Origin of the sequence: Novosphingobium resinovorum (assembly GCF_001742225.1) — a bacterium.
GTDB classification, from domain to species: domain Bacteria; phylum Pseudomonadota; class Alphaproteobacteria; order Sphingomonadales; family Sphingomonadaceae; genus Novosphingobium; species Novosphingobium resinovorum_A.
Window position 1 is genome coordinate 3,221,547 of record NZ_CP017075.1, and the last position, 21,040, is coordinate 3,242,586.

Annotated in this window: 14 protein-coding genes; 7 read left to right on the forward strand and 7 right to left on the reverse strand. The window is 68.2% G+C overall.

The features are described 5' to 3' along the window. Positions 1-99: 99 nt before the first annotated feature. Positions 100-1,416, forward strand: a complete 1,317-nt coding sequence (locus tag BES08_RS15045; protein WP_083274694.1) for a glycosyltransferase family 4 protein — start codon at positions 100-102, stop codon at positions 1,414-1,416. A gap of 117 nt (positions 1,417-1,533) precedes the next feature. Here the strand turns inward: BES08_RS15045 and BES08_RS15050 are convergent, their stop codons facing one another. From BES08_RS15050 to BES08_RS15070, 5 genes are read right to left on the reverse strand one after another with little or no spacing between them, the layout of a single operon-like run. After that, positions 1,534-2,499, reverse strand: coding sequence for a phytanoyl-CoA dioxygenase family protein (locus BES08_RS15050; RefSeq protein WP_069708793.1), 966 nt, complete (start codon positions 2,497-2,499; stop codon positions 1,534-1,536). Between the two features lie 34 nt (positions 2,500-2,533). Next, positions 2,534-3,304 (reverse strand): CpsD/CapB family tyrosine-protein kinase, encoded by a 771-nt coding sequence (locus BES08_RS15055; RefSeq protein WP_008828313.1) that lies wholly within the window; start codon positions 3,302-3,304, stop codon positions 2,534-2,536. Positions 3,305-3,328: 24 nt separating this feature from the next. Then, positions 3,329-4,825: a GumC family protein gene (locus BES08_RS15060; RefSeq protein ID WP_069708794.1), complete on the reverse strand. Its 1,497-nt coding sequence runs from the start codon at positions 4,823-4,825 to the stop codon at positions 3,329-3,331. Next, positions 4,822-5,976 (reverse strand): hypothetical protein, encoded by a 1,155-nt coding sequence (locus BES08_RS15065; RefSeq protein WP_231958046.1) that lies wholly within the window; start codon positions 5,974-5,976, stop codon positions 4,822-4,824. Before BES08_RS15065 ends, BES08_RS15060 begins: the two co-directional genes overlap by 4 nt. Beyond that, positions 5,973-6,689, reverse strand: a complete 717-nt coding sequence (locus BES08_RS15070) for a polysaccharide biosynthesis/export family protein (RefSeq protein ID WP_231958049.1) — start codon at positions 6,687-6,689, stop codon at positions 5,973-5,975. Before BES08_RS15070 ends, BES08_RS15065 begins: the two co-directional genes overlap by 4 nt. Positions 6,690-6,946: 257 nt before the next feature. On the opposite strand from BES08_RS15070, the gene BES08_RS15075 reads away from it, so the two are divergent. Genes BES08_RS15075 through BES08_RS15085 form a run of 3 tightly spaced genes read left to right on the forward strand, consistent with a single transcriptional unit; the run spans position 6,947 to position 11,016 of the window. Further along, entirely contained in the window at positions 6,947-7,846 is a 900-nt protein-coding gene (locus BES08_RS15075; protein WP_069708795.1) for a WecB/TagA/CpsF family glycosyltransferase, read from the forward strand. A 27-nt stretch (positions 7,847-7,873) separates the two neighbouring features. Next, positions 7,874-9,409 carry a hypothetical protein gene (locus BES08_RS15080; RefSeq protein WP_083274696.1) on the forward strand — a complete coding sequence of 512 codons (1,536 nt, stop codon included), beginning with the start codon at positions 7,874-7,876 and terminating at the stop codon, positions 9,407-9,409. A 20-nt stretch (positions 9,410-9,429) separates the two neighbouring features. After that, entirely contained in the window at positions 9,430-11,016 is a 1,587-nt protein-coding gene (locus BES08_RS15085; protein WP_069708796.1) for an O-antigen ligase family protein, read from the forward strand. A 173-nt stretch (positions 11,017-11,189) separates the two neighbouring features. Here BES08_RS15085 and BES08_RS15090 read toward each other — a convergent pair whose 3' ends face one another. Together BES08_RS15090 and BES08_RS15095 are read right to left on the reverse strand one after the other, a co-directional pair. After that, positions 11,190-12,494: a glycosyltransferase gene (locus BES08_RS15090; protein WP_069708797.1), complete on the reverse strand. Its 1,305-nt coding sequence runs from the start codon at positions 12,492-12,494 to the stop codon at positions 11,190-11,192. Beyond that, positions 12,491-13,867: an oligosaccharide flippase family protein gene (locus BES08_RS15095; RefSeq protein WP_008830605.1), complete on the reverse strand. Its 1,377-nt coding sequence runs from the start codon at positions 13,865-13,867 to the stop codon at positions 12,491-12,493. Before BES08_RS15095 ends, BES08_RS15090 begins: the two co-directional genes overlap by 4 nt. A 262-nt stretch (positions 13,868-14,129) precedes the next feature. Between BES08_RS15095 and BES08_RS15100 the strand changes: the two genes are divergently transcribed. From BES08_RS15100 to BES08_RS15110, 3 genes are all read left to right on the forward strand, one after another. Then, complete coding sequence (locus BES08_RS15100) at positions 14,130-15,314, forward strand: glycosyltransferase family 2 protein (RefSeq protein ID WP_069708798.1); 1,185 nt, start codon at positions 14,130-14,132, stop codon at positions 15,312-15,314. Continuing rightward, positions 15,311-16,237 (forward strand): glycosyltransferase family 2 protein, encoded by a 927-nt coding sequence (locus BES08_RS15105; RefSeq protein WP_156799879.1) that lies wholly within the window; start codon positions 15,311-15,313, stop codon positions 16,235-16,237. The genes BES08_RS15100 and BES08_RS15105 overlap by 4 nt, the downstream gene beginning before the upstream one ends. A 132-nt stretch (positions 16,238-16,369) precedes the next feature. After that, complete coding sequence (locus BES08_RS15110; protein ID WP_083274697.1) at positions 16,370-21,040, forward strand: MupA/Atu3671 family FMN-dependent luciferase-like monooxygenase; 4,671 nt, start codon at positions 16,370-16,372, stop codon at positions 21,038-21,040.

A 21,040-nucleotide genomic window follows, 5' to 3' on the forward strand; every position in this document is an offset into this window, starting at 1 on the left:
GGGCATCCGGGGGATCACGCTCCCGGGGCTCCCACCGTCAATTCCCTAAGTAAAACCCGCAATGCCGTGGGCTCCCGCAGGGAGCATAATGACGGGATTATGGAGATCATCGAACCGGCCGCCGCGCCGCTCGCCTTCAGGCACGATTCGGGTATGCAGTGGGCAGGCGCTTCACGCCGCGCTTCGCCGCCCCGCGCGCGCGCGGCGATCGCCTATCTCAGCAACGTCTATCCGAAGATCAGCCACAGCTTCATCCAGACCGAGATCGCGGCGCTGGAGCGGCAGGGGTTCGCGGTCCACCGCTTCACCGTGCGCCGTGCCGGAGAAGCCCCCGCAGATGCAGCTGAGCGCGCCGAGGCGGCCCGCACTACGGCGCTGCTGGAGGATCGAGGGGCGCTTGCGTCGGCGATGTTGGATCGCTTTGCCCGGCACCCTCGAGCCGCCTTGCGCGCGCTGCAACTGGCCTGGCGAACCGGCGGAAGCGGCAATCGCATTCGTGCGCTGGCCTACTTCGCCGAAGCCGCGCTGCTGGCGTGCAGGCTGGAGGCGGCGGGAGTCTCGCATCTTCATGCCCATTTCGGGACGAACCCGGCGATGGTGGCGCGTCTGGTGGCGCGGCTGGCGCGTGTGACTTACAGCTTCACCGCGCACGGCCCGGACGAATTCGATGCGCCGCGCGGCCTCGACCTGCCGGGCAAGATCGCCGAGGCCGCCTTCGTGGTGGGCGTGTCCAGCTTCGGGCGTGGGCAATTGATGCGCTGGTCGCACCCGGATCACTGGCCGCGCATCCACGTCGTCCACTGCGCACCGGACCCGGCGTTCTTCGCGGGGCTCGCGGCAGATGACGCGGCGACGATCGAGGGCGCGCCCGGAGACGATACGCGCTTCGTCTGCGTCGCGCGTCTCAGCGCCCAGAAGGGCCTGCCGCTGCTGCTGGAGGCCGTCGCCCGGGTTGCCGCCCGCCGCCCGATCCGGCTGGACCTGATCGGCGGCGGCGAGGACGAGGCGATCATCGCGGCCCAGATCGCGCGACTGGGGCTGGGCGGTGCCGTCACCCTGCACGGCTGGGCGAGTCCGGAGACGATCCGCGATGCCCTGCGCTCCGCCCGCGCACTCGTGCTGCCCAGTTTCGCCGAGGGGCTGCCGGTCGTGCTCATGGAGGCGATGGCGCTGCGCCGCCCGGTCATCGCCACGGCCATCGCCGGAATCCCGGAACTGGTCGACGGTGAGGTCGGCTGGCTGGTGCCTTCTGGCTGCGTGAATGCGATCGAGCAGGCACTGGACGCCGCGCTCGATGCCTGGCCTGAGGAACTGGAGCAAATGGGCGAGCGTGCCCGCGCCCGCGTCCTCGAACGCCACGATCCCGAACGCTGCGCGGCCCGAATGGTGGATTTGTTGGAGCCGCTGGTGCGCTGATCGTCATTGCGAGCACATGCTGCGCTCGCGATCAGCCTCGTCATCCCCGCTTTCGCGGGGATGACTACGGGTGTTTCAACCGAGGAAAATCGGGCTCCGACAAGGGTGACCCGCGCGTCAGACGCTGGCCGGAGGGATCATCCGCATGACCGGCGAGAGCTGGCGGCGCCATAGCGCAGCGCGGCGCTGGCGTTCGTCCAGTCCCTCGATCATGCCCAATGCTTCACCGCGATCGATGCCGCTGCGTTCGCACAGGAAGGGATGGCGCGGCGGGCTGGCGAAATAGCTGTAGAACAGCGCGGCCCGGTCGCGCGCGGTGGCGGGCTTGCCGCGATGGAAGAAGCGCGCGGTGTCGCAGAACACCACGGTGCCCTTCGGGCCGGTGCAGCTTACCATGTCGTCGATGTAGTCCGGCCCCAGCCGCGCCTTGAGCAGCGGATCTTCGCCGAATTCGTAGCGGTAGCCGTCGATGTCGTTGCGTATGGTGTCCTGCCGGGCGATGCACTGGAAGGGCCCGCCTTCCTCATCGACGTCGTGGAGATAGATCGCGACCTTGAGCATGCGCCGGTCCTCCCGGTCGCGGTGCCACTTGCGGGTGGCGACCTCCTGCCCGTCGGCGACGGTGTAGTTGATCGCGACGCCGTCGTAGGCGACCGGCAGGCCGATGTAGCTCTCGACGATGTCGAGCAGACGCTCGTGCAGGCCGATGCGGTAGATGTTGGGGTTGCGCACGATCTCGGCGGGCGGAACGATGATGAACTGCCTGCCCCCGGCGGCCAGCGCACGGGCTTCGGGGGCGAAGTCGCTGGACAGAGCCCATGCCGTCTCGACCACCTCGGCGGCGCCGTGGATTTTCAGCGCGTCTAGCGTGGTCACGCAAACGCCCTTGCGGTTGAGCTGCGCGACGATGTCGTTGCCGATGGCGTCGAGATCCGGCAGGCGGCGGGCATGGCGGCTTACGGCGGCCCGGTGTCGCTTGCCCAGCCAGAGGCGCAGGCGCTTTTCGTTGAGCACCGCAAGCGCCGTCTGCGAGGGAAGGTCGCGCAGCCATCGGGCGCGCGCTTTCAGCTTCAGGATCGTCATTGCATCCTCCGGTATGGGGCGGTGTGCGGCCGCGTCAGGCCTGTCTGGAGCCGCTCTTGTAGTACCCGTAATCGACCCGCCTCGCGGTCTGCGAGATGGAACGGTTGAGCACGGTGCCGATGATCGGCGTCGGGCTGACGGCTTGCATGATCTCCTGAAGGGCGGCCTTGGCGGTGCGGCCTTCTTCCGCGACGATCAGGATGCCATCGACATTGCGGGCGATCAGCGCGAGGTCGTCGCTGAGGATCGCGGGCGGCGTGTCGATGATGCAGATCGTCCCGCTGTCGATCGAGTGCCGGTTGTGCAGCGCCAGCGCCAGTGCGTTGGAGGCGAGCAGCACCTCGGCATCGTCGCGCGCGCTACGGACGCGGTGGACGGTAAGGTCGAGCCCCTCGATCCGCGCCTGCGTGGCGCTCCAGGGACACTCACCGGCAAGGTAGTCCTCCACTCCCGCATAGTCGTCCGGCAGGCCCAGCCGCTCGCCCAGGGCCGGGCGGCGGAGGTCCAGCTCGACGAGGACGGTGGGATGAATGCGCGCCATGGCCATGGCGAGGTTGAGGGTGATGTGCGTCTTGCCGTTGCCGGGCTCGGCCGAGGTCACCGCGAAGACGCGGGTGCCAGTGGCGCGGGCGTGGTCGAGCAAGGCCGAGCGGATCATCGTGAAGGGACGCAGCTCGTTGCTCGGCGGGGCGAGGCCGACGATGTGGTTGTCGGCCAGGTGCGCGGCATCGGGCGTGAAGGTGATGCCGGCGACGGCGGGGACTTCGATGCCGCCTTGCGGAATGAATGGCACTTCGGCGTTCATGGGCCTGCTCCCGTTATGACTGGCTTAGGCTGGCGAATAGGCTGCGGCATGCGCCCGGCCCGGCAGCCAGCGTGCGAGCCGATCGAGAAAAGTGGGTGTGCGGCTGGTGGCGACGGCTCCGAACAGCGGGGCGCGGACGGCGCGGCGCAGGCTTTCGGTGCCGTGGATCGTGCCGGTCAGCATCTCGCGGCCGATGATCAGGACGAGGCCCATGACGAACCCGGCGGCGATGCCCATCAGCACGACCATCCAGCCCTTCTGGCCGAGCGGGTGCAGCGGCAGGTTGGGCGCATCCACCACGGTGAAGCGTTCGCCCTTGTCCTCCGACTGGAGGTTGGCGGCGACTTGCGCGTCGAGCTGCTTTTCCCGCAGGGAGTCGTACTGGCGCTTGATGTTGTCGTACTCGCGCTCGATCGTGTTGAGTTCGTAGGCCGATTGCGGTGCCTGCGCGACGCGGGCGTCGATGTCGGCCATCGTGCGCACCAGTTCCGCGCGGCGGGCGGCGAGGGTGGAGATGCGCTCGCGCCCGGCGGCGATCTCGGCCTCGATCAGCGTCTCGCCCCGGCCCGGTTCCCGCGCGACCAGGGCGCGCTGACGTGCCACTTCGGCGCGGGCGGCGATCACGTCGGGGAAATTTTCCGAATGGGTGGAAAGCAGTGCGGAGAGGCGTTCCTCGGCGCGCTGCATACCTTCGATGCCGGGCGGGGTGCGCTCCAGTTCCTGCTGGCGGGCGGCGAGCAGGCTGGACTGCTGCACCAGTCCCTGCGTCTCGGCATCGGTGCGCGAGATTTCCGCGCGCATCGCCGAACTCGACTGCGAACTGAGCGCGACGTCGGTGGGCAGGGAACCAGCATAGCGGGCCTGCACGCCGCGGCGCTTCTCGGCAAGGTCGCGCAGCTGGCGGCGCAGTTCGTCGGAGCGCTTGGCGAGGAAGGCGGCGGTTCCGGTGGCCTGCTCGGTGCGGAAGCGCTTGTCCTCGACGAGGAACATCTTGGTCAGCTGCTCGGTCACCGCCTGCGCGGTGCGGGCATCGCGGTAGTCGAAGGTGAGGTTGAAGGCGATCGTGCCGCCGCGTCCCTGCGCCTGGTTGGCGGCGACGAGGTTCACCCCGATCTTCGTGCGCATGATCTCGAGCAGTTTGGGATAGTCCATCGCCGCGCGCTCGCTGGGATAGAGCCTGTTCTGCTCGATCAGTCGCGTCAGGCTGTCGCGGCTGACGATCTGCTGGCGGATCTTGGCGATGCGCTCGTCCGCCACTTCGGTGATGGGCGAGGAGATCAGGCTCTGCGGGATCTGCGGGGAATCGATCAGCAACGTCGCGTAGGACCGGTAGACCGGCTCTCGCATCACCACCGAGCCCGCCGCTGCGGCGGCTCCGAGCAGGGTCGGCGCGATCAGCCAGCGCCACCGGCGACGCAGCATGGCCAGGATCTCGACCGGGTAGATGCCGAGGGAGTCGGTATCGCCCACGATGGATGCCGGCGGCGAAACGGGCGCGGATGTCTGGGTCGTGCTGGTCATCGGCTGGGTATCCGGAAGGTGACGCCTGCCCGGATCGTCCAGGACTTCTGCGTCTGGGTGGTCATGCCGGTGCGGCGGTCATAGTCCGCGCCGATGTGAAGGCGAAAGCGGTCGTCGAGGCGGTGCTCGTAAGTCGTGGACAGGCGCACGATCTTCGCGTCCGATCCGAAGGTGGGACTGGGAACCGAGCGATACTCGCCGCTCGCGCTCAGCCTGCCGCGATCGCTGGTCTGGAAGTCGAAGGTGGTGGTCAGCACCTTCTCGCGCTGGATGCCGCCGAAACTGGTGACGACCGGCGAGATGCGGCCCTCGATGCACACCCGCAGACGGCGCGGATCGTAGCATACCGACAGGGCGGTGGTGAGCTGGAACGGGTTGTTCTCGTTCGGCCGTCCCGGTTCGCGCCGGGTGATCTTCGAGACGCCCGTTTCGGCCTGGATCGACAGGTTCGGCGCGATGCGCGAACCGGCCTTGAGGACGAAGATCGCCGAATCCGATTCCGATCGGTCCGCCGACTTGCTGAACGTCGCCATACCGCCGAGGCCGACCCAGGAGGTGCCCGAAAGCCTGCGCTCCAGGCCGAGGCCGAAGCTGGTGGCGTCGGTTCGGCGCAGCAGCAGCGAACCTTGCGGCGACAACCGGCTCCACGCCGCCTCGCCGCTGACCGTCATGTACTGGTCGGGACGCCAGCGCATGCTCTGCTTGAGTTCGTAGCGTTCCTGCAGGCTCACCGGGTCGATCGCGGCATCGATCGAGCCGGTGCCGCCTTCCAGCGGAAGGAGGCGCTCGAAGCCACCCTCGGTGCGGGCCGAAAAGCGCTCGCTGCCGCGATAGTCGATCGCCGTCCGGGCGTACCCCGTGACGAAATCCCCGTACCGACGGCTGTAGCGGCGATAGGCGAGCTTGCCGTCCAGATCGAGCGTGGTCTTGGGATCGATCCTGATCCCCGCGCTGCCTTGCGCGGAGACTTCGCCGCCCGAGGTCATCTTGCGGTCGTCCGTGGTGAGGAACGGGTTGCGCCCCGTGAACCCCGTCATGTCGAACTCGATGTAGGGCGGCTGCTCCTGCGCGGCCGCATCGGTGGAAGCGAGCCCCAGCGTCGACGGGGCGACGGCCAGGAGGAGCAGGGTGCCACGACGTACCGCCGTCACGGGATCAGCAGGACGTCGCCGCTCTGGAGCGTCGGCAGCGGGGTGCCGAGGGCACCGGAATTGAGCGAGCGGGCGCCCTTCAGCAGCTTGCTCAGCTGGATGCGCTCCACCACCTGGCCATTGCGGGTCTGGCGCAGGATCACTGCGCTGCCGGTATCGGCGAACTCGGCGGTGCCGCCGGCCATGCTGAGTGCCTGCAGGATGTTCGGGACCGAGCGGCTGGTGTAGCTGCCGGGCGTGCGGACTTTGCCGAGCACGTAGAAGCGCGTGCCGTCGGTCTCGCGCACGGTCACCGTCACGTCGGGCGGTGCGGCCGTGTAATTGAGCGCGATGCGGCCGCGGATCTCGTCGGCGATGTCGGTGACGTTGCGGCCGTCGGCGCGGATCGTTCCCGCCAGCGGGAAGGCGAACGTGCCGTCCGGCTGGACCAGGACCTGGCGCTGCATGCGCTCCTCGCCCCAGACGAAGACGTCGAGCTGGTCGCCCGCCTTCACCTTGTAGCGCGTGGCCGAGGCGGCGTCGGGCATGGCGGCGGCGGACTGGGCGCCGGACACGGCGGGCGCGATCGCCGGACCGGCAGGGCTGCCAGCCTTGACCTGCGCTGCGACCGGGTGGACCGCAAGGCCCAGGGCGATCAGCGAAGCGGCCGCCGCAACGGCTCGGATCGACCGGCGCGCGGTGCGCGACCGATGTGAATCGTTCGATTGAAGCATGTCTACCCCCACAGCCGACATCGAATGCCGGTCTGTCGAAAAGCTAACCCCATGCGGTACTTGCCGAAAATTCTCCCATTGGAGGGCGTGCTTATCCGTGGGGAGAAACCCGCATCGGCTCGTCGCGCGCACCTTGCGAATATTTCCCAGGGGGATTTTCGGCAGGCGGAATGGGCCTCTCCCTTCACCCTGCGCAGTTGCTCGGGAAGACCACGGCGCAGGGCGGCGGCATAATCGCGTGTGGGGAGGTACGCTCTATGTCGCTTGAACACCTGAACATCACCGGCCTTGAAATTCCTGCGCCCGCACTGGCACCCGCCCTGGGTCTGCCGCTGCCGGATGTGCTCGATCTCGATGCCGGGCATGAGGCTGCCGATCGCGGAGCGCACCGCGACGATGTCGAATTCCTCGACATCGACTTCACGCCGATCGACCTGCCGACGGCGATGGACGCGGTGTGCAAGCGGCCGCCCACGGCGCCCTTCACCTATATCGTCACGCCCAACGTCGATCATGTCGTGCGGCTGCTGCGGCGGCGTTCGGACTTGTGGCCCGCGTACCGCGACGCGTGGATGACCTTGTGCGACAGCCGCATCCTCGCCCGCCTGGCGCGCGGTGACGGCCGCGAGCTTCCGGTGGTGACGGGCAGCGACCTGACGCTACGCCTGTTCGAGCAGGGCATAGCCCCCGACGACGCCGTCGCGATCCTGGGCGGCAGCGAGGCCACCGTGGCGCGGATCAAGGATCTCTACGGACTGCGCAACGTGCGGTACTACAACCCGCCGATGGGCTTCATCAAGGACCCGCGCGAGACGGCGCGGGCGGTGCGCTTCCTCGTCGAGGCGAAGGCGCGCTATTCCTTCCTCGCCGTCGGCTCGCCGCAGCAGGAGATCATCGCGCGGCGCGTCTCCAAAGCGCGCGGCGGGCAGGGTATCGGCTTCTGCATCGGCGCCAGCCTCGAATTCCTGTCCGGCGAGCAGGAGCGTGCGCCGGTGGTTATCCAGCAGATGTCGATGGAGTGGGCCTTCCGGCTCTGCTCCAACCCGCAGCGGCTCTGGCGGCGCTATCTGATCGAGGGGCCGCAAATCTTCCGTATCCACCAGATGTGGCGCAGCAGCCGGGCTCCGGTCCCGGCGCGAACGCCGCTGCACGCATAGGCGCGGGGCATGATCCGGGGGCGAATCATGAACCGCATGGCACTGGCGATGCTGGTCGGAGGGGCGGCATCGCTGTCCGCGCTGCTCTACGTCGGAGGGGCGTGGCAGGCCGCCGGGGGCACCGAACTGCGGTCGGTCCGGGTCGCGCCCGCGCCGGAAACGACCATCGGAATCAACCTGTTCACGCTGCACTGGTACAACCGCCAGCAGGCCTTCGCGAACATGATCGCGCAAAGCGAATGGTTCCAGTCGCGCGGAGAGGGCTGGAGTCCGATGCCTGCAGGCCAGCTCGACGCGCTGGGGTGGGTGAAACAGCTCGAGCCGGGCCAGAGCGCGACGCGGCTGCTTGTCATGCCCGCCGCGCCGTTCCGGCCGGTCGAAGTGCGCTGCACTTTCCTGGGCACCGGCCAGCTTGAAGCCGACGGCGTGGTCGAAGTGACCGGGCGCGGGCCGCACAGCCTCGACCTGAAACTCTCGCCGACCGGCCAGGAGAACGAGATGGCGTGGATCGAGCTTACCCGCACCGACCCGCGCGATCCGGTGCGCGACATCGACTGCCGCAAGGCAGGCACGCCCGCCAGCGTCCGCTTCGACCCCGAGTTCGTGAACTTCGTGTCGGGCTTCGGGGTGCTGCGCTTCATGGACTGGCAGCGCACCAACGACAACTTGCGCCTGACCTGGAGCCAGCGGGCACTCCCGCAAACCTCTTCGCAGTCCGGCCCGGCAGGCGCGTCGGTGGAGGACATGGTCGACCTTGCCAACACGGTCCACGCCGATGCCTGGTTCACCCTGCCCTTCCACGCCGACGAGGCTTACGTCCGCAGCTTCGCGCAGCTCGTCCACCAGCGGCTCGATCCGGGCAGCCGGGTCTACGTCGAACTGGGCAACGAGGTCTGGAACGACATGTTCGACGCGACCAAAGACGCCGAGCGCGAGGGGCTGGCGCGGGGGCTGGGCGAGGGCAACGCCACTCGCGCCGCGATGGAGCGCTACGCCGAGCGGGTGACCGAGACGATGCGGATCTGGACGCAGGTGTTCGCCGACAGGCCCGGCGCGCTGGTGCGGGTCGCCGCGACGCAGAACGCCAACGCCGGTCTTGCGCGCATGATCCTGGGCTTTCGCGATACCGCCGACTGGGTCGATGCCCTGGCGACCGCGCCTTACGTGTGGATGGACATGGACGCCTACCATGCCGGCGATACCGACCGCGTCTTCGCGGCGATGCCCGCCGCGATCGAGAAGTCGCTCGACATGGCGGGCGAGCAGCGCGAGATCGCCGCGCAGTACGGCAAGCGCTACATCACTTATGAGGCCGGGCAGCACCTTGTCACGCCCGACATGGCGCTCGCCCGGGCGGTGCAGCGCGATCCGCGCATGGGGCAGGCCTATGCCCGCTATCTTACCGAGTGGCGCGACCGCTTCGGCGACACGATGATGCTCTATGCATCGACCGCGCCGATCTCCGAATACGGCTCGTGGGGCCTGCGCGAATACGGCGGCCAGCCGATCGCCGAGGCGCCCAAGTATCAGGCCGTGCACCGCTTCCTGGAGGCAAGCCATTGAACCGACAGAATTCGTCAGCGATGCCGCTCATCGTAGTGGCTATGCTGGTCACGGCCGCCATCCTGTTCGTCGTCGCCAAGCCGGGATTCTACGGCGCCGTCTGCAGTACGGCAGGCGTGCTCTGGTTCCTGCGATGCCTGCGCGCGCCTCTGCGCGAGGAGATGGCGGTGAAGGCGGTGCTCATCACCTTCTTCATGCCCGCCGTCGCCTGGCTGCTGCCGAACGTGTGGATGCTCTACTTCGTCATGCTGATGTGGGTTCCGCTGTTCGCCCGTCGGTCAGAAGAGATCGCGGGGGTCTATCTGTACAGCCTGATGCTGCTTCCCAGTCTCGATCAGGCGGTCGAGCTGGCCGGCATCAAGCTGTTCGACATCAGCGTGCACGATATGCTGGCCCTGGGCGCGGTCATTGCGATCGTCATCGCGCCCGGCAAGGCGCGGATCGGGCGCGGCGATGACATGCGCGTCGCCGCGGTTCTGCTCGTCATGGTCTTTGCATCGGCCCGCGAGACGAGCCTTACGCACTTCCTGCGCACGACGATCAACATCGGTTTCGATTACGGCATGCCGTACTTCATCCTCAGCCGGGGTTTCAGGGATCTCGCCTCGATGCGCACGGGGATGCGCTGGTTCGCCTGCTCCGGCATCGCGATTTCAGGCGTGCTCGTATTCGAGATGGTGCAGAACTGGCCGATGTACAACGAATTGTACTGGCATTACGACGTGCCCAAGCTGCTCGCGGTCAAAGTGCGCGGTGCCTTCATGCGACCGGGCGGACCGTTCAACGAGCCGACCTCGATCGCGCTGGTCATGACCTTGTGCATGCTTGCCTTGTGGCTCATTCGCGACGATTTCCGGACCCGGATGCGCCATGGTCTGCTCTGCGCGGCCCTGTTCCTCGGCCTTTCTGCGCCGCAGTCGCGCAATGCCTGGGTGGCGCTGGGCATCGCGGTCCTGCTCGCCGACATGTTCCTCGGTCGCTGGAGCGCGCTCGTTCGCAAGGCCGCGCCGACGGCGGCGGCGCTGACGCTGATCTTCGCTGCGGCCAGCATCTACCCGTCCTTCTCCGACTCCCTCGGCCTGTCGGGCCAGGCGAGCGAGACCGGCGAATATCGTCGCGCCCTCTTCGATCGCGGCGTGCAGGAGTTCTGGGACAGCCCGATCGTCGGCTTTTCCCGTGACCAGCTCGAAGTGCGCCTGAACGACATGCGCCAGGGAGAGGGCATCATCGACTACGTGAACTCGTACCTGTGGTTCGCGCTCGTTTCGGGGGTCATCGGGCTGGCAGCCTTCGTGTGGAATTTCACGGCCCCGCTCTCGTACTTGTGGCGCATGCGCCGCGCCGAGATCGCGACGGGGACGGCGGTGCCCGCGGCTTTCGTGTTCGGCAGCCTCGCCGCGCTGGCGGCAACGCTGTTCTTCACGTTCTTCGCCACCCGCATGGCCTACCTGACGATCGGCTTCATGGGCTTCGCCGCCGCCATCCGGGCCATCAGCCGGACTTATGCCGCGCATCAGGCGGAGGAAGAGTACCAGCAGACGCTGCGGCAGCGGCCCGCGTCGGGTGTGCGGCAGGCGACCGCGCAGCCGGGATTGGCATCGGCGTAAACCTGACCTTGCCTCGATCGAAACCAGCGCCAGTCATTCCCGCGAAAGCGGGAACCCATCTGAAAGCCGTGCAACAGGCAATGTCAGGAGATGGGTTCCTGCCTTCGCGGGAATGACGACGATACAAATGAACAAGGATGCGCCATTTCGGACCCGATAACGGCGGCGGGTCGTCAGGCCCCGGAGATCGCCGGCTTGCCCGCTCGCGGCCGTACCGGATGGCTTCCCGCCATGGCATTGGCCGGGCCGAGATGGCGGCGGATGACTTCGCTGCGGTGTTCGAAGACGTGCTCGTCGGTAAACGGCGCGCCGTCGCGCGATGCCTTGACGATCAGGTCCGAGAGCCGGGGGCGGTCCGCGTCCAGCCGGGCCAGTTCCCCGGCCAGCGCGGCCCTGTCGCCCATCGGCACGAGCACGCCCGCGCCGTGGACGGAGATGAGGTCCGCCGGATAAGTGCTGCCGTAGCCGACGATCGGACAGCCGGACGCCAGCGCCTCGATCAGGCAGCGCGGCGATTCCGGCGTCAGGTGGCAGAACAGGAAAGCATGGGCGCCGCGCAGTTCTTCGAGGATCGCGGTGCGGTCGGTCACGAAGCCGGGCATCTCGACGCGCGCTTCCAGCCCGGCGGCGGCGATGCGGGCGAGCATCGCGGGCCGTTCCGATCCGTCGCCCAGCCAGCGGGCGCGGAAGTCCACGCCCGTCGCGGCAAGGCGCTCCAGCACCTCGATCCAGTCGAGCGGGCCTTTCATCGGATCGGCTCGCCCGGTGTAGACCAGCCGCAGCGGCCCTTCACCCGCCTGCGCGACCTTGACGGCGAGGCGATCCGCGGTGATGTGGTCGCCGGGCGCGATGTGGATGTCGTGGACCACCTCCGCCGGGCCTGTGGCGAAGGGCGCGTAAGTCTCGTAAGTCTCCCGCCCGTGGAACAGGCCGAGCGCGGCGCGGCGGATCACTGCGCGTTCCAGCCACGCCATCGGCCGGTGAGTCAGCCGGGCGCGCAGACGCTCCTTCCAGGGGCCGCTCGCCGACGACTTGCGGACGACTTCGGATTCCACGCGGTCGGTCCACACGGCGAAGGGGCGGCCCATGTCGTGGGCTGCGAAACCGGCAACCGCGCCCCAGTCCCCGAACAGGCCGCCGATCGCGAAGCTGAGCCACTGCGCCTCGGCGATCAGCCTGCGGATATGGCGACGCGTCGCCGGCAGATGACGCAGGAACTGGTCCGGGCGGTAGGCCATCGGCAGCATCTCGAAGCGGACCCGGTCCAGCTTGCCGCCGGTGTCGGAAACCGGCACCCAGCCCGCAGGAACCGGCTCCGGGCTCAGCGGCATCATGACGATGACGCGCGCGAAGTTTGCGGCCCACAGCCGCAGACCATTCACCGCCTGCGCCTCGACGAAGAGATTGCCCGCCGCATCGCGGTGCAGCGGCACCGGCGCATAGATCAGCAGCGTGTCGTTGTCCGGAATGTCGCTCATGTCAGGAACGGGCCCAGCACGAGATTGGCCCCCACTCCGAGCAGCGCGCCGACGAGCCCGGCGCCGAGGAACAGTCCCTCCTGCCACAAGTCCAGCAGGTTCACCTGCCACATGCGCCACCACTTGAGCCCCAGCGCCGCGCCTTCGATGGTGCCAACCGTCACGACCAGCCCGATCTGTCCCCACAGGAGATAGCCCGCGGTTCCCATCACGATCAGCCACGCGAGCTTGGCGAGGTTGGCTTCGAAGTAGGCGCTGACGCGGCCGGTCGCGATCAGGCTTTCGTTCGCCGCATTGGAGGGCATCGCCAGCAGCGAGGAGATGCACAGGATCTGCATGTAGAATGCCGTCTCGGCGTAGATGGAGTGGTAGAACAGACCGATGATGAGCGGCGCACTGCCGATGATCCCGCCGGTCGCGGCGGCGTAGAGGATGGAAGGCAGTCTTCGCCGGGCATAGAACTGCGCCTTCAGGTCGCTCGCACCCTCGCGCCACAGCGCGGCATAGGCGGGCAGCAGCACGCGGCTGGTGTAGTTGCCCGCGAAGGCCAGCGGCGCGGAGGCGAGGTTGCCAGCAAGGACGTAGAACCCGAACTGGTCCAGCGGCATGAACTTGGCCAGCACCAGCTTGTCGCACTGGGTGACCATCAGGTAGATGATGCTCGATCCCGTGACGTAGCGGGAGAACGCCCAGAGCGCCTTCAGCGTCTCGCGCTCCAGCCCGAAGGCGCGCCGGGCGTCGGGGAACACCACAAAGCTCAGCAGCGACTTCAGCCCGGTGCCGATGAACATGCCGCCCAGGATCGCCCAGTAGGTCGGCCAGGCCCATGCCAGCAGGGCGCTCGCGGCGATCTGCATCATCAGCGCGAAGAGTTCGACGCCCGACAGCCGCAGGATGCGGCCGCTGCGCAGCGCCGTGATCATGCTGGTCGATGCGAGGCCGTCCACCAGGAACAGCAGCGAGGCGGCGGCGATCAGCGGGGCCAGTTCGGGCCTGCCGAGGACATGCGCCATCGGCACCGCCAGCAGCGCCATGATCGCCGTGAGGAGCAGCGAACGGAGCACCGCCACCGTCCACACCGTGTCGAGGAAGCGCTTGCGGTCGCCGTCCTTCTGCCGGACGATGAAGCCCTGGAAGCCGAAGTCGCTGAGCAAGGCGATGGTCAACTGCAGCGAGGCGATGACGCCCGATATGCCGAACACCTCCGGTGCCAGCAGCCGGGTGAGGATCATGCTGCTCACCGCCCGCAGCAGGTTCGTGACCACCACCGAGGCGACGACGACGTTGGTGTCCCGCAGGGCAGCGCCGCGCAGTCGGCTCATCAGGCCGGGGCGGAGCGGCGCCCATCCGGCGCTCGGGGCCTGCGCGGTCATTGTGTCGCGCTTCCGGGCGTCACGCGTCCGGTCATCGTGCGCGCAAACGGCAGCCGACGATGTGAGCAGAGCCCGATGTGCACGCAGCAACTCTCCTTGAAAATCCGCAATGAAGCTTCGGGCTCAAGTCTATTGGCCGGGGCAGTCCGGTGTCGATCATGAGAACTTCCAAGGGAGTTTCAGGGCTGCCCGGCCCCTCGGTGGCTCCTTATCCTCGGCCCCGGTGAAGCTGGCGCCGTGGGGGCGCGAGAGGGGGAAGCGGATGGATGTGCTTGCGCTCGCCGATCGCATGGCGCTGGGCTCTGCATGGTGGATGGCGGTCGCGGCGGGGTTGCCGACGGCGATGCTGGCGCTCGAATGCCTCGTCGGTGCACGGCGTGGACCTTCGGTGGAGAGCGGGGAGGCGCCGTCCTTCATCGTCGTCATGCCCGCCCACGACGAAGCCGCCGGGATCGAAGCTAGCGTGCGCGCGGCTCTGGCGCAGCTGCGTGGCGACGACGAACTGCTGGTGGTCGCCGACAACTGTTCCGACGATACGGCGGCAAGAGCACGCGCGCTGGGCGCGACGGTGATCGAACGCCGCGACCCCGACCTTCGCGGCAAGGGCCATGCGCTGGACTACGCCCGTGCCTTCATCGCCGAGCATCGTCCGGACTGCGGCGCGGTAATCGTGCTCGATGCCGATTGCCGGGCGATGCCGGGCTCCCTGACGGCGCTGGCGGAGACGGCGGCGCGGCGCGATGCCGCCGTGCAGGGCATCTTCCTGCTTGCCGCCCCGCGCGATGCGGGCGCGGTCGTGCGGGTTTCCAGCTTCGCCTTCCTCGTCAAGAACCTCGTGCGGCTGCAGGGGCTGGCCCGCCTGTCCGGCATGGCGCTGCTGCAGGGTTCGGGCATGGCCTTTCCGCGCGCGATGTACTTGGAAATGCGCTGGCCCGGCGGCTCTCTGGTCGAGGACCTGGAGATGGGTCTCGACCTGCTGCTCGCGGGCAGGCGCGTGGTCGTCGAGCCCGGCGCCCGCATCCTGAGCGCCACCAGTTCGGTCGAGGGCACGGGCAGCCAGCGCCGCCGCTGGGAGCATGGGATGATGCAGACCGCCTGGCGCTACGTTCCCAGACTGCTGGCACGCGCGGTACGGCGCCCGGCGCTGGCGGTGGTGGCGCTGGACCTCATGGTGCCGCCGACCGTGCTGCTGGCGCTTTGCTCGGCGGCCGCTCTGGGGATCGTGCTCGCGTTGGCGGGACCGACGGCGCCGTTCCTGACCTTGCTGGCGGCTCAGGTCGCGGCGGCGCTCGGCGTGTCGCTCGCATGGTGGCATCACGGGCGCGACGCGCTGCCGTGGTCGTCCTTGCGCGAACTGCCGGGCTACTTCGTCTGGAAGCTGCCGCTGATCGCCCAGTTCGTGACCCGGCGCGAGCGGGAATGGACCCGCACGGAGCGTTTACCGTGACGCCAGTAGGCTTCGTCATCATCGGCCGCAACGAAGGCGCGCGCCTGACCTTGTGCATCGACAGCGTCATGCGGACCGGACAGCGCGTGGTCTACGTAGATTCCGGCTCGACCGACGGCAGCGTGGAGCGGGTCAGGGCACGGGGGCTGCCGGTGGTCGAACTCGACCCCGCCGCGCCCTTCACTGCCGCACGGGCGCGCAACGCCGGGCTGCAGTGGCATCTCGACAACGACCCGCAACTGGAACTCGTCCACTTCATCGACGGCGACTGCGAACTGATTCCCGGCTGGCTCGAAAAGGCGCGGACCGCGCTGCTGGCCGATAGCGGGCTGGCTGCCGTCTGCGGCCGCCGGCGCGAGAGGGCTCCCGACGCCAGCCGCTACAACCGGCTGTGCGAGGCCGAGTGGAACACGCCGATCGGCCTTGCCGAAAGCGTCGGCGGCGACGCCCTTTTCCGCGTCGCGGCGCTGCGCCAGGTCAACGGCTACGACGAGACCCTGATCGCCGGGGAGGAGCCGGACATGTGCCATCGCATGCGGCGGCGCGGCTGGCTCATTCGCCGGATCGAGGGCGACATGACCATCCACGACGCGGCGATGATGCGCTTTGGCCAGTGGTGGCAGCGCAACCGACGCAGCGGCTATGCGACGGCGGAGGCACTGGCGATGCGCGGCGCGCAGGACCCTGAAGCGGGGCGCGACTTGCGCCGCAAGGTCCTGAGCAACGTGGTCTGGTCGCTGCCGCCGCTATGGCTGCTCTGGCCCGTGCTCTGGCTGCGCATCCGGGCGCGCAAGGACCCGCTTCAGGCGACCTGGCTGATCCTGGGCAAGTTGCCGCATCTGCAGGGCCAGATCGATTACTGGCGCCGCCGCAAGTCCCGGCACATCACGGCGCGGCCCGCCCGTCTGATCGAGTATAAGTAATTCGCTCCCTAAAACACCCAAGTAACCATCCATGGTGAAAACAGGGGCGGGGTTTGGGACATAGTTTTCCAAATTCAGCCCCAATACAGTCGGTATCGACTTGGGGGAAATCATTCAGGCGTGGGGCATCACATGGCGTCTTTCGACGACTTCACCGGCAACGGGCAATCGCCTGTTGGTTCGGACATGAGCAGCATTCTCATCGGCAATGAAACCCTGCTCGCGGAATGCGGCAGGCTGCTCCTCGATCGCGGGCACCGGATCGCCGCCGTCGCCGCGGCGCCGATGTCTCCCGCCGCCGACTGGGCGCGCCGTCACGGCATTGCGCTGTTCGAGAAACCGCGCGCCCTGTTGGCGGCCGAAATCGGCAGCGTTGACTACGTCTTCAGCATCTCCAACCTCGCCGTCCTTCCGGCCGAAGTTCTGGCGCTGGCTTCGCGCGCGGCGATCAACTTCCATGACGGGCCGCTGCCCGAACTGGCAGGCCTCAACACCCCGGTCTGGGCGCTGCTGGACGGAGCGCCGCGCCACGGCGTGACCTGGCACCTGATGACCGGCGCGGTGGACGAAGGCGCCATCCTCGCCGCCGAACGCTTCGACATCGCCAAAGAGGAAACCGCGCTGTCGCTCAACACCCGCTGCTTCGAGGCGGGCCTGCGCTGCTTCGAAGGGCTCGTCGCCGATCTGGGCGGCGCGGTCGCAGCGGCCGTCCGGCAGGACCGCGCGCCCGATCGCATGGTCGGCCGCGCCGACCGCCCGCAGGCGGCCGCCACCATCGATTGGAGCCGCTCGGCCGAGGAGATCGCCCGCTTCGTCCGCGCGCTCGACTTCGGCGCTTACGCGAACCCGATGGGCGCTCCAAAGGCGCTCTTGGACGAGCATCTGTTGCTGGTACAGCAGGTCACGCCGCTCGCCAGTGCATCGGGCCGCGCACCGGGCACTATCCTCGTCTCCGGCCCGACACCTGTGGTCGCGACCGGTGATCTGGACATGCGGATCGATCGCCTCGCCACGCTTTCGGGCGAAGTGTTGAGTGGTGCGCAGGTCGGTGAACTGCTCATCGGGGCGGGCGGATTCACCGTGATCGACGATACGCGCCGTGATCAGTTGGACGGCCTCGATGCCGCCGCCGGACGCTACGAGGCATGGTGGCGCCGCCGACTGCAGCAGCGCGAGAGCCTGCAACTGCCGCAGTTCACTCCGCGCGTCGGTGACGGGCCTGCGCAGCCCTTCGTCCTTGACCGCGCCTTGCCGCAGGGGTTGGGTACCGGGGAGGCCTTGGCCGCTCTGGTCGCATGGCTGGCGCGCGCTGCAGACCGCGCGAGTGTCGAGATCGGGTACTGCGACTGTGTCAGCCGCGCGCGACTGGACGATGTGGCGGGCTGGTTCGCGCCGGAAATGCCGCTCAAGGTTGCGGTCGATTTCGGCGCTCCCATCGCCGCCTTGCGCGATACGCTGGAGCGCGAAGTGGCCGGGATGCACCGCCGCGTGGCCATCTCCGCCGACCTGATCGCTCGCAGCCCGGAACTGCGCGGGCGGACCGGCTTCGACCACCCTGTCAGCATACAGGTCGTGAAGCGCCTCGACGAAGCGCGCGCCAGCGATGCCGTACTCGACATCGCCGTCTGCGCCTCCGAAGGCACGCTGCGTTGGACTTGCGACGGCACCCGTCTCGCCCGCGCCGATGCCGAGGACCTTGTGCGCGGCTTCGAGGCGATGTGCGCGGGTGCCTCCGATGCGCCGGTCGGCAGCCTGTCGCTGCTCGAGCCCGAGGAACATGCGCGGATCGTCGGCGCCTGGAATGCGACCGAAGGCCCGTTCCTCACCGGCCCCGCCTGGTATCACCATTTCGCCGAACAGGCGGCGCGCACGCCGGAAAAGCCGGCGGTGACCGCCCTCGGTACCTCGCTGACTTATGCCGAACTGGACGCGCTCTCCAACCGTATCGCCCGCGACCTCGCCGCACGCGGCGTAGGGCCTGAGGTTCTCGTCGGGCTGCACCTGTCGCGCTCTGTCGAGATGCTCGCCTGCCTTATCGGCGTGCACAAGGCGGGGGGTGCCTACGTGCCGCTCGATCCGTCCTATCCGCGAGATCGCATCGCGCACATGGTGGCGGATTCGGGTCTCGGCCTGATCCTCAGCGAGACCGCTCTGGCGGGCGATCTGCCCCGGACTGAGGCGTCGATCCTGCACGTCGATACCATGCGCGAGGTCTTCGCCGCGTGCCCGTCCGATCCGTTCGACGGCGGCGCGGAAGGCGTGAACCTGGCCTACATGATCTACACCTCCGGCTCGACCGGTTTGCCCAAAGGCGTCATGGTCGAGCACCGTAACCTGCTGAATTTCTACGCGGGAATGGACCGCAAGATCGCGCCGGACGGGACGTGGCTGGCGGTCACCAGCCTCAGCTTCGACATCTCCACGCTGGAACTGATGTGGCCGCTGATGCACGGCTACCACATCGTCATCGCCAGCGAGCGCGAAGTGCGCGGCGATGTGCCGGAAGTGGCGGCGGTGGATGCGCGGCGGGTCGGTTTCAGCCTGTTCTACTTCGCCAGTTCCAGCGCGGGCAGCGCGGCCGAGCAGTACAACCTCCTGCTGGAAGGCGCCCGCTTCGCCGATGCCGAGGGCTTCGAGGCGATCTGGACGCCGGAGCGACATTTCCATGACTTTGGAGGACCTTACCCGAATCCCGCCGTCGCCGCAGCGGCGATCGCGGCGATCACGTCGCGGGTGCAGATCCGTGCCGGCAGCGTGATCGGGACCTTGCACCATCCCCTTCGCATCGCCGAGGAGTGGGCGCTGGTCGACAACTTGTCCGGCGGGCGCGTGGGGATTGCTTTCGCCTCCGGCTGGCAGCCGGACGATTTCGTCCTGAATCCAGTGGCTTATGCCGATCGTGCGGGCGTTCTCAAGCGGTGTGTCGAGGATGTCCGGGGCCTGTGGCGGGGCGAGGCGCGGGCCTATCCGGGGCCGCTGGGGCACGATGTTTCGGTGCGCACGTACCCGCGTCCGGTCCAGCCGGAGCTGCCGGTCTGGATAACTTCTGCTGGAAATTCAGAGACTTTCCGCGAGGCAGGGCGGGTCGGCGCCAATGTGCTGACGCACCTGCTGGGGCAGTCGATCGAGGAGGTGGCGACCAAGATCGCTGCCTATCGTAGCGCCTGGCACGAGGCCGGGCATTCGGGAGAAGGGCGCATCACCTTGATGTTGCACACTTTTCTTGGAGAAAGCGAAGATGCGGTGCGTGCGGCCGTCAAGCCTGCGCTCATCGAGTACCTGCGCACCTCGACCAATCTGCTCAAGCAGTACGCCTGGTCGTTCCCGGCTTTCAAGACGCCGCAAGGTGCTGAAAGACTGGAACTTTCCGACATTTCCGAGGAGGAGACCGACGCGCTGCTCGACCATGCCTTCGAGCGCTACTTCGAGACCAGCGGCTTGTTCGGCACGCCTGAGGACAACGTCGCACTGGTCCACCGCCTGTCGGCGATCGGCGTCGACGAGATCGGCTGCCTCGTCGATTTTGGCGTGGATTCCCAGACGGTTATCGAACATCTGCCGCAAATCGCGCGTTTGCGCACACTGGCACTCAACGGCACTCAACAGGACCATTACGCCGCAGAACGCCAGCTGCACGACCTGATGGCGCGCCACGGGGTGACGCACCTGCAGTGTACGCCGTCCCTGCTTCAGGTGCTCGCAAGCGACCCGGCTGCCCGCCCACGCCTGCAGGCACTCCAGCACCTCATGGTCGGCGGCGAGGCGTTCCCGCCGCAGCTGGCGACCGACATGACCGGCCTCGTTTCCGGCACCGTCATGAACATGTACGGGCCGACCGAGACGACCGTGTGGTCCGCCGTCCACGCGCTGGATGAAGGGGGCGCGCCGCCGCTCGGCAGGCCGCTGCTCAACCAGCAGATCTACATCCTCGACCGGCGGCTGCAGCCGGTGCGGCAGGGCACGCCGGGCGAGCTGGTCATCGGCGGCGCGGGGGTCGTGCGCGGCTACCACGACCGGCCCGAGCTGACCGCCGAGCGCTTCGTTGCCGACCCGTTCAATCCGCGCGCGCGCGTCTACCGCACCGGCGACCTCGCCCGCCAGCGCGAGGACGGCACGCTCGAATTCCTCGGCCGCCTCGACCATCAGGTGAAGATCCGCGGCTACCGCATCGAACTGGGCGAGATCGAGGCCGCGCTCACCGCGCACCCGGAGGTTACCGAGGCCGTCGTGGTCGCCCGCAAGGAAGGCGCCGCCACCCGCCTCGTCGCCTACCTCGCCCCGCGCACCGGCGCCCCGGCGGTCGAGGACTTGCGCGCGCATCTGCGGGAGCGGCTGCCCGACTTCATGGTCCCCGGCAACTTCGTCCTGCTCGAAGCCCTGCCGCGCACGCCCAACGGCAAGATCGACCGCAATGCCCTGCCCGAGCCGGTCAGCGTGGTCGTCGACAACATGGATGACAGCGCCGCCCCGGCGACCGGCGTGGAGGCCCAGATCCAGGCGATCTGGTGCGACGTGCTCAAGCTGCCGCAAGTGCGCCTGACCGAGAACTTCTTCGACATCGGCGGTCACTCGCTGCTCGCCATCCAGGTCCACCGCCGCCTGTCCGCCGAACTGACGGGAGCCGGACTAGCTCAGGCGGTCGCGCTGACCGACATCTTCCGCTTCCCGACCATCGCCGCGCTCGGCGCGCACTTGTCGGGCGGGCAGGACGATGCCGCCGCGCTCGCCGGTCAGAACCGCGCCGAAATGCGCAATCAGGCACGTAATCGCCGCGCGACCGCCCGCATCGGCGTGAGGGTCTAA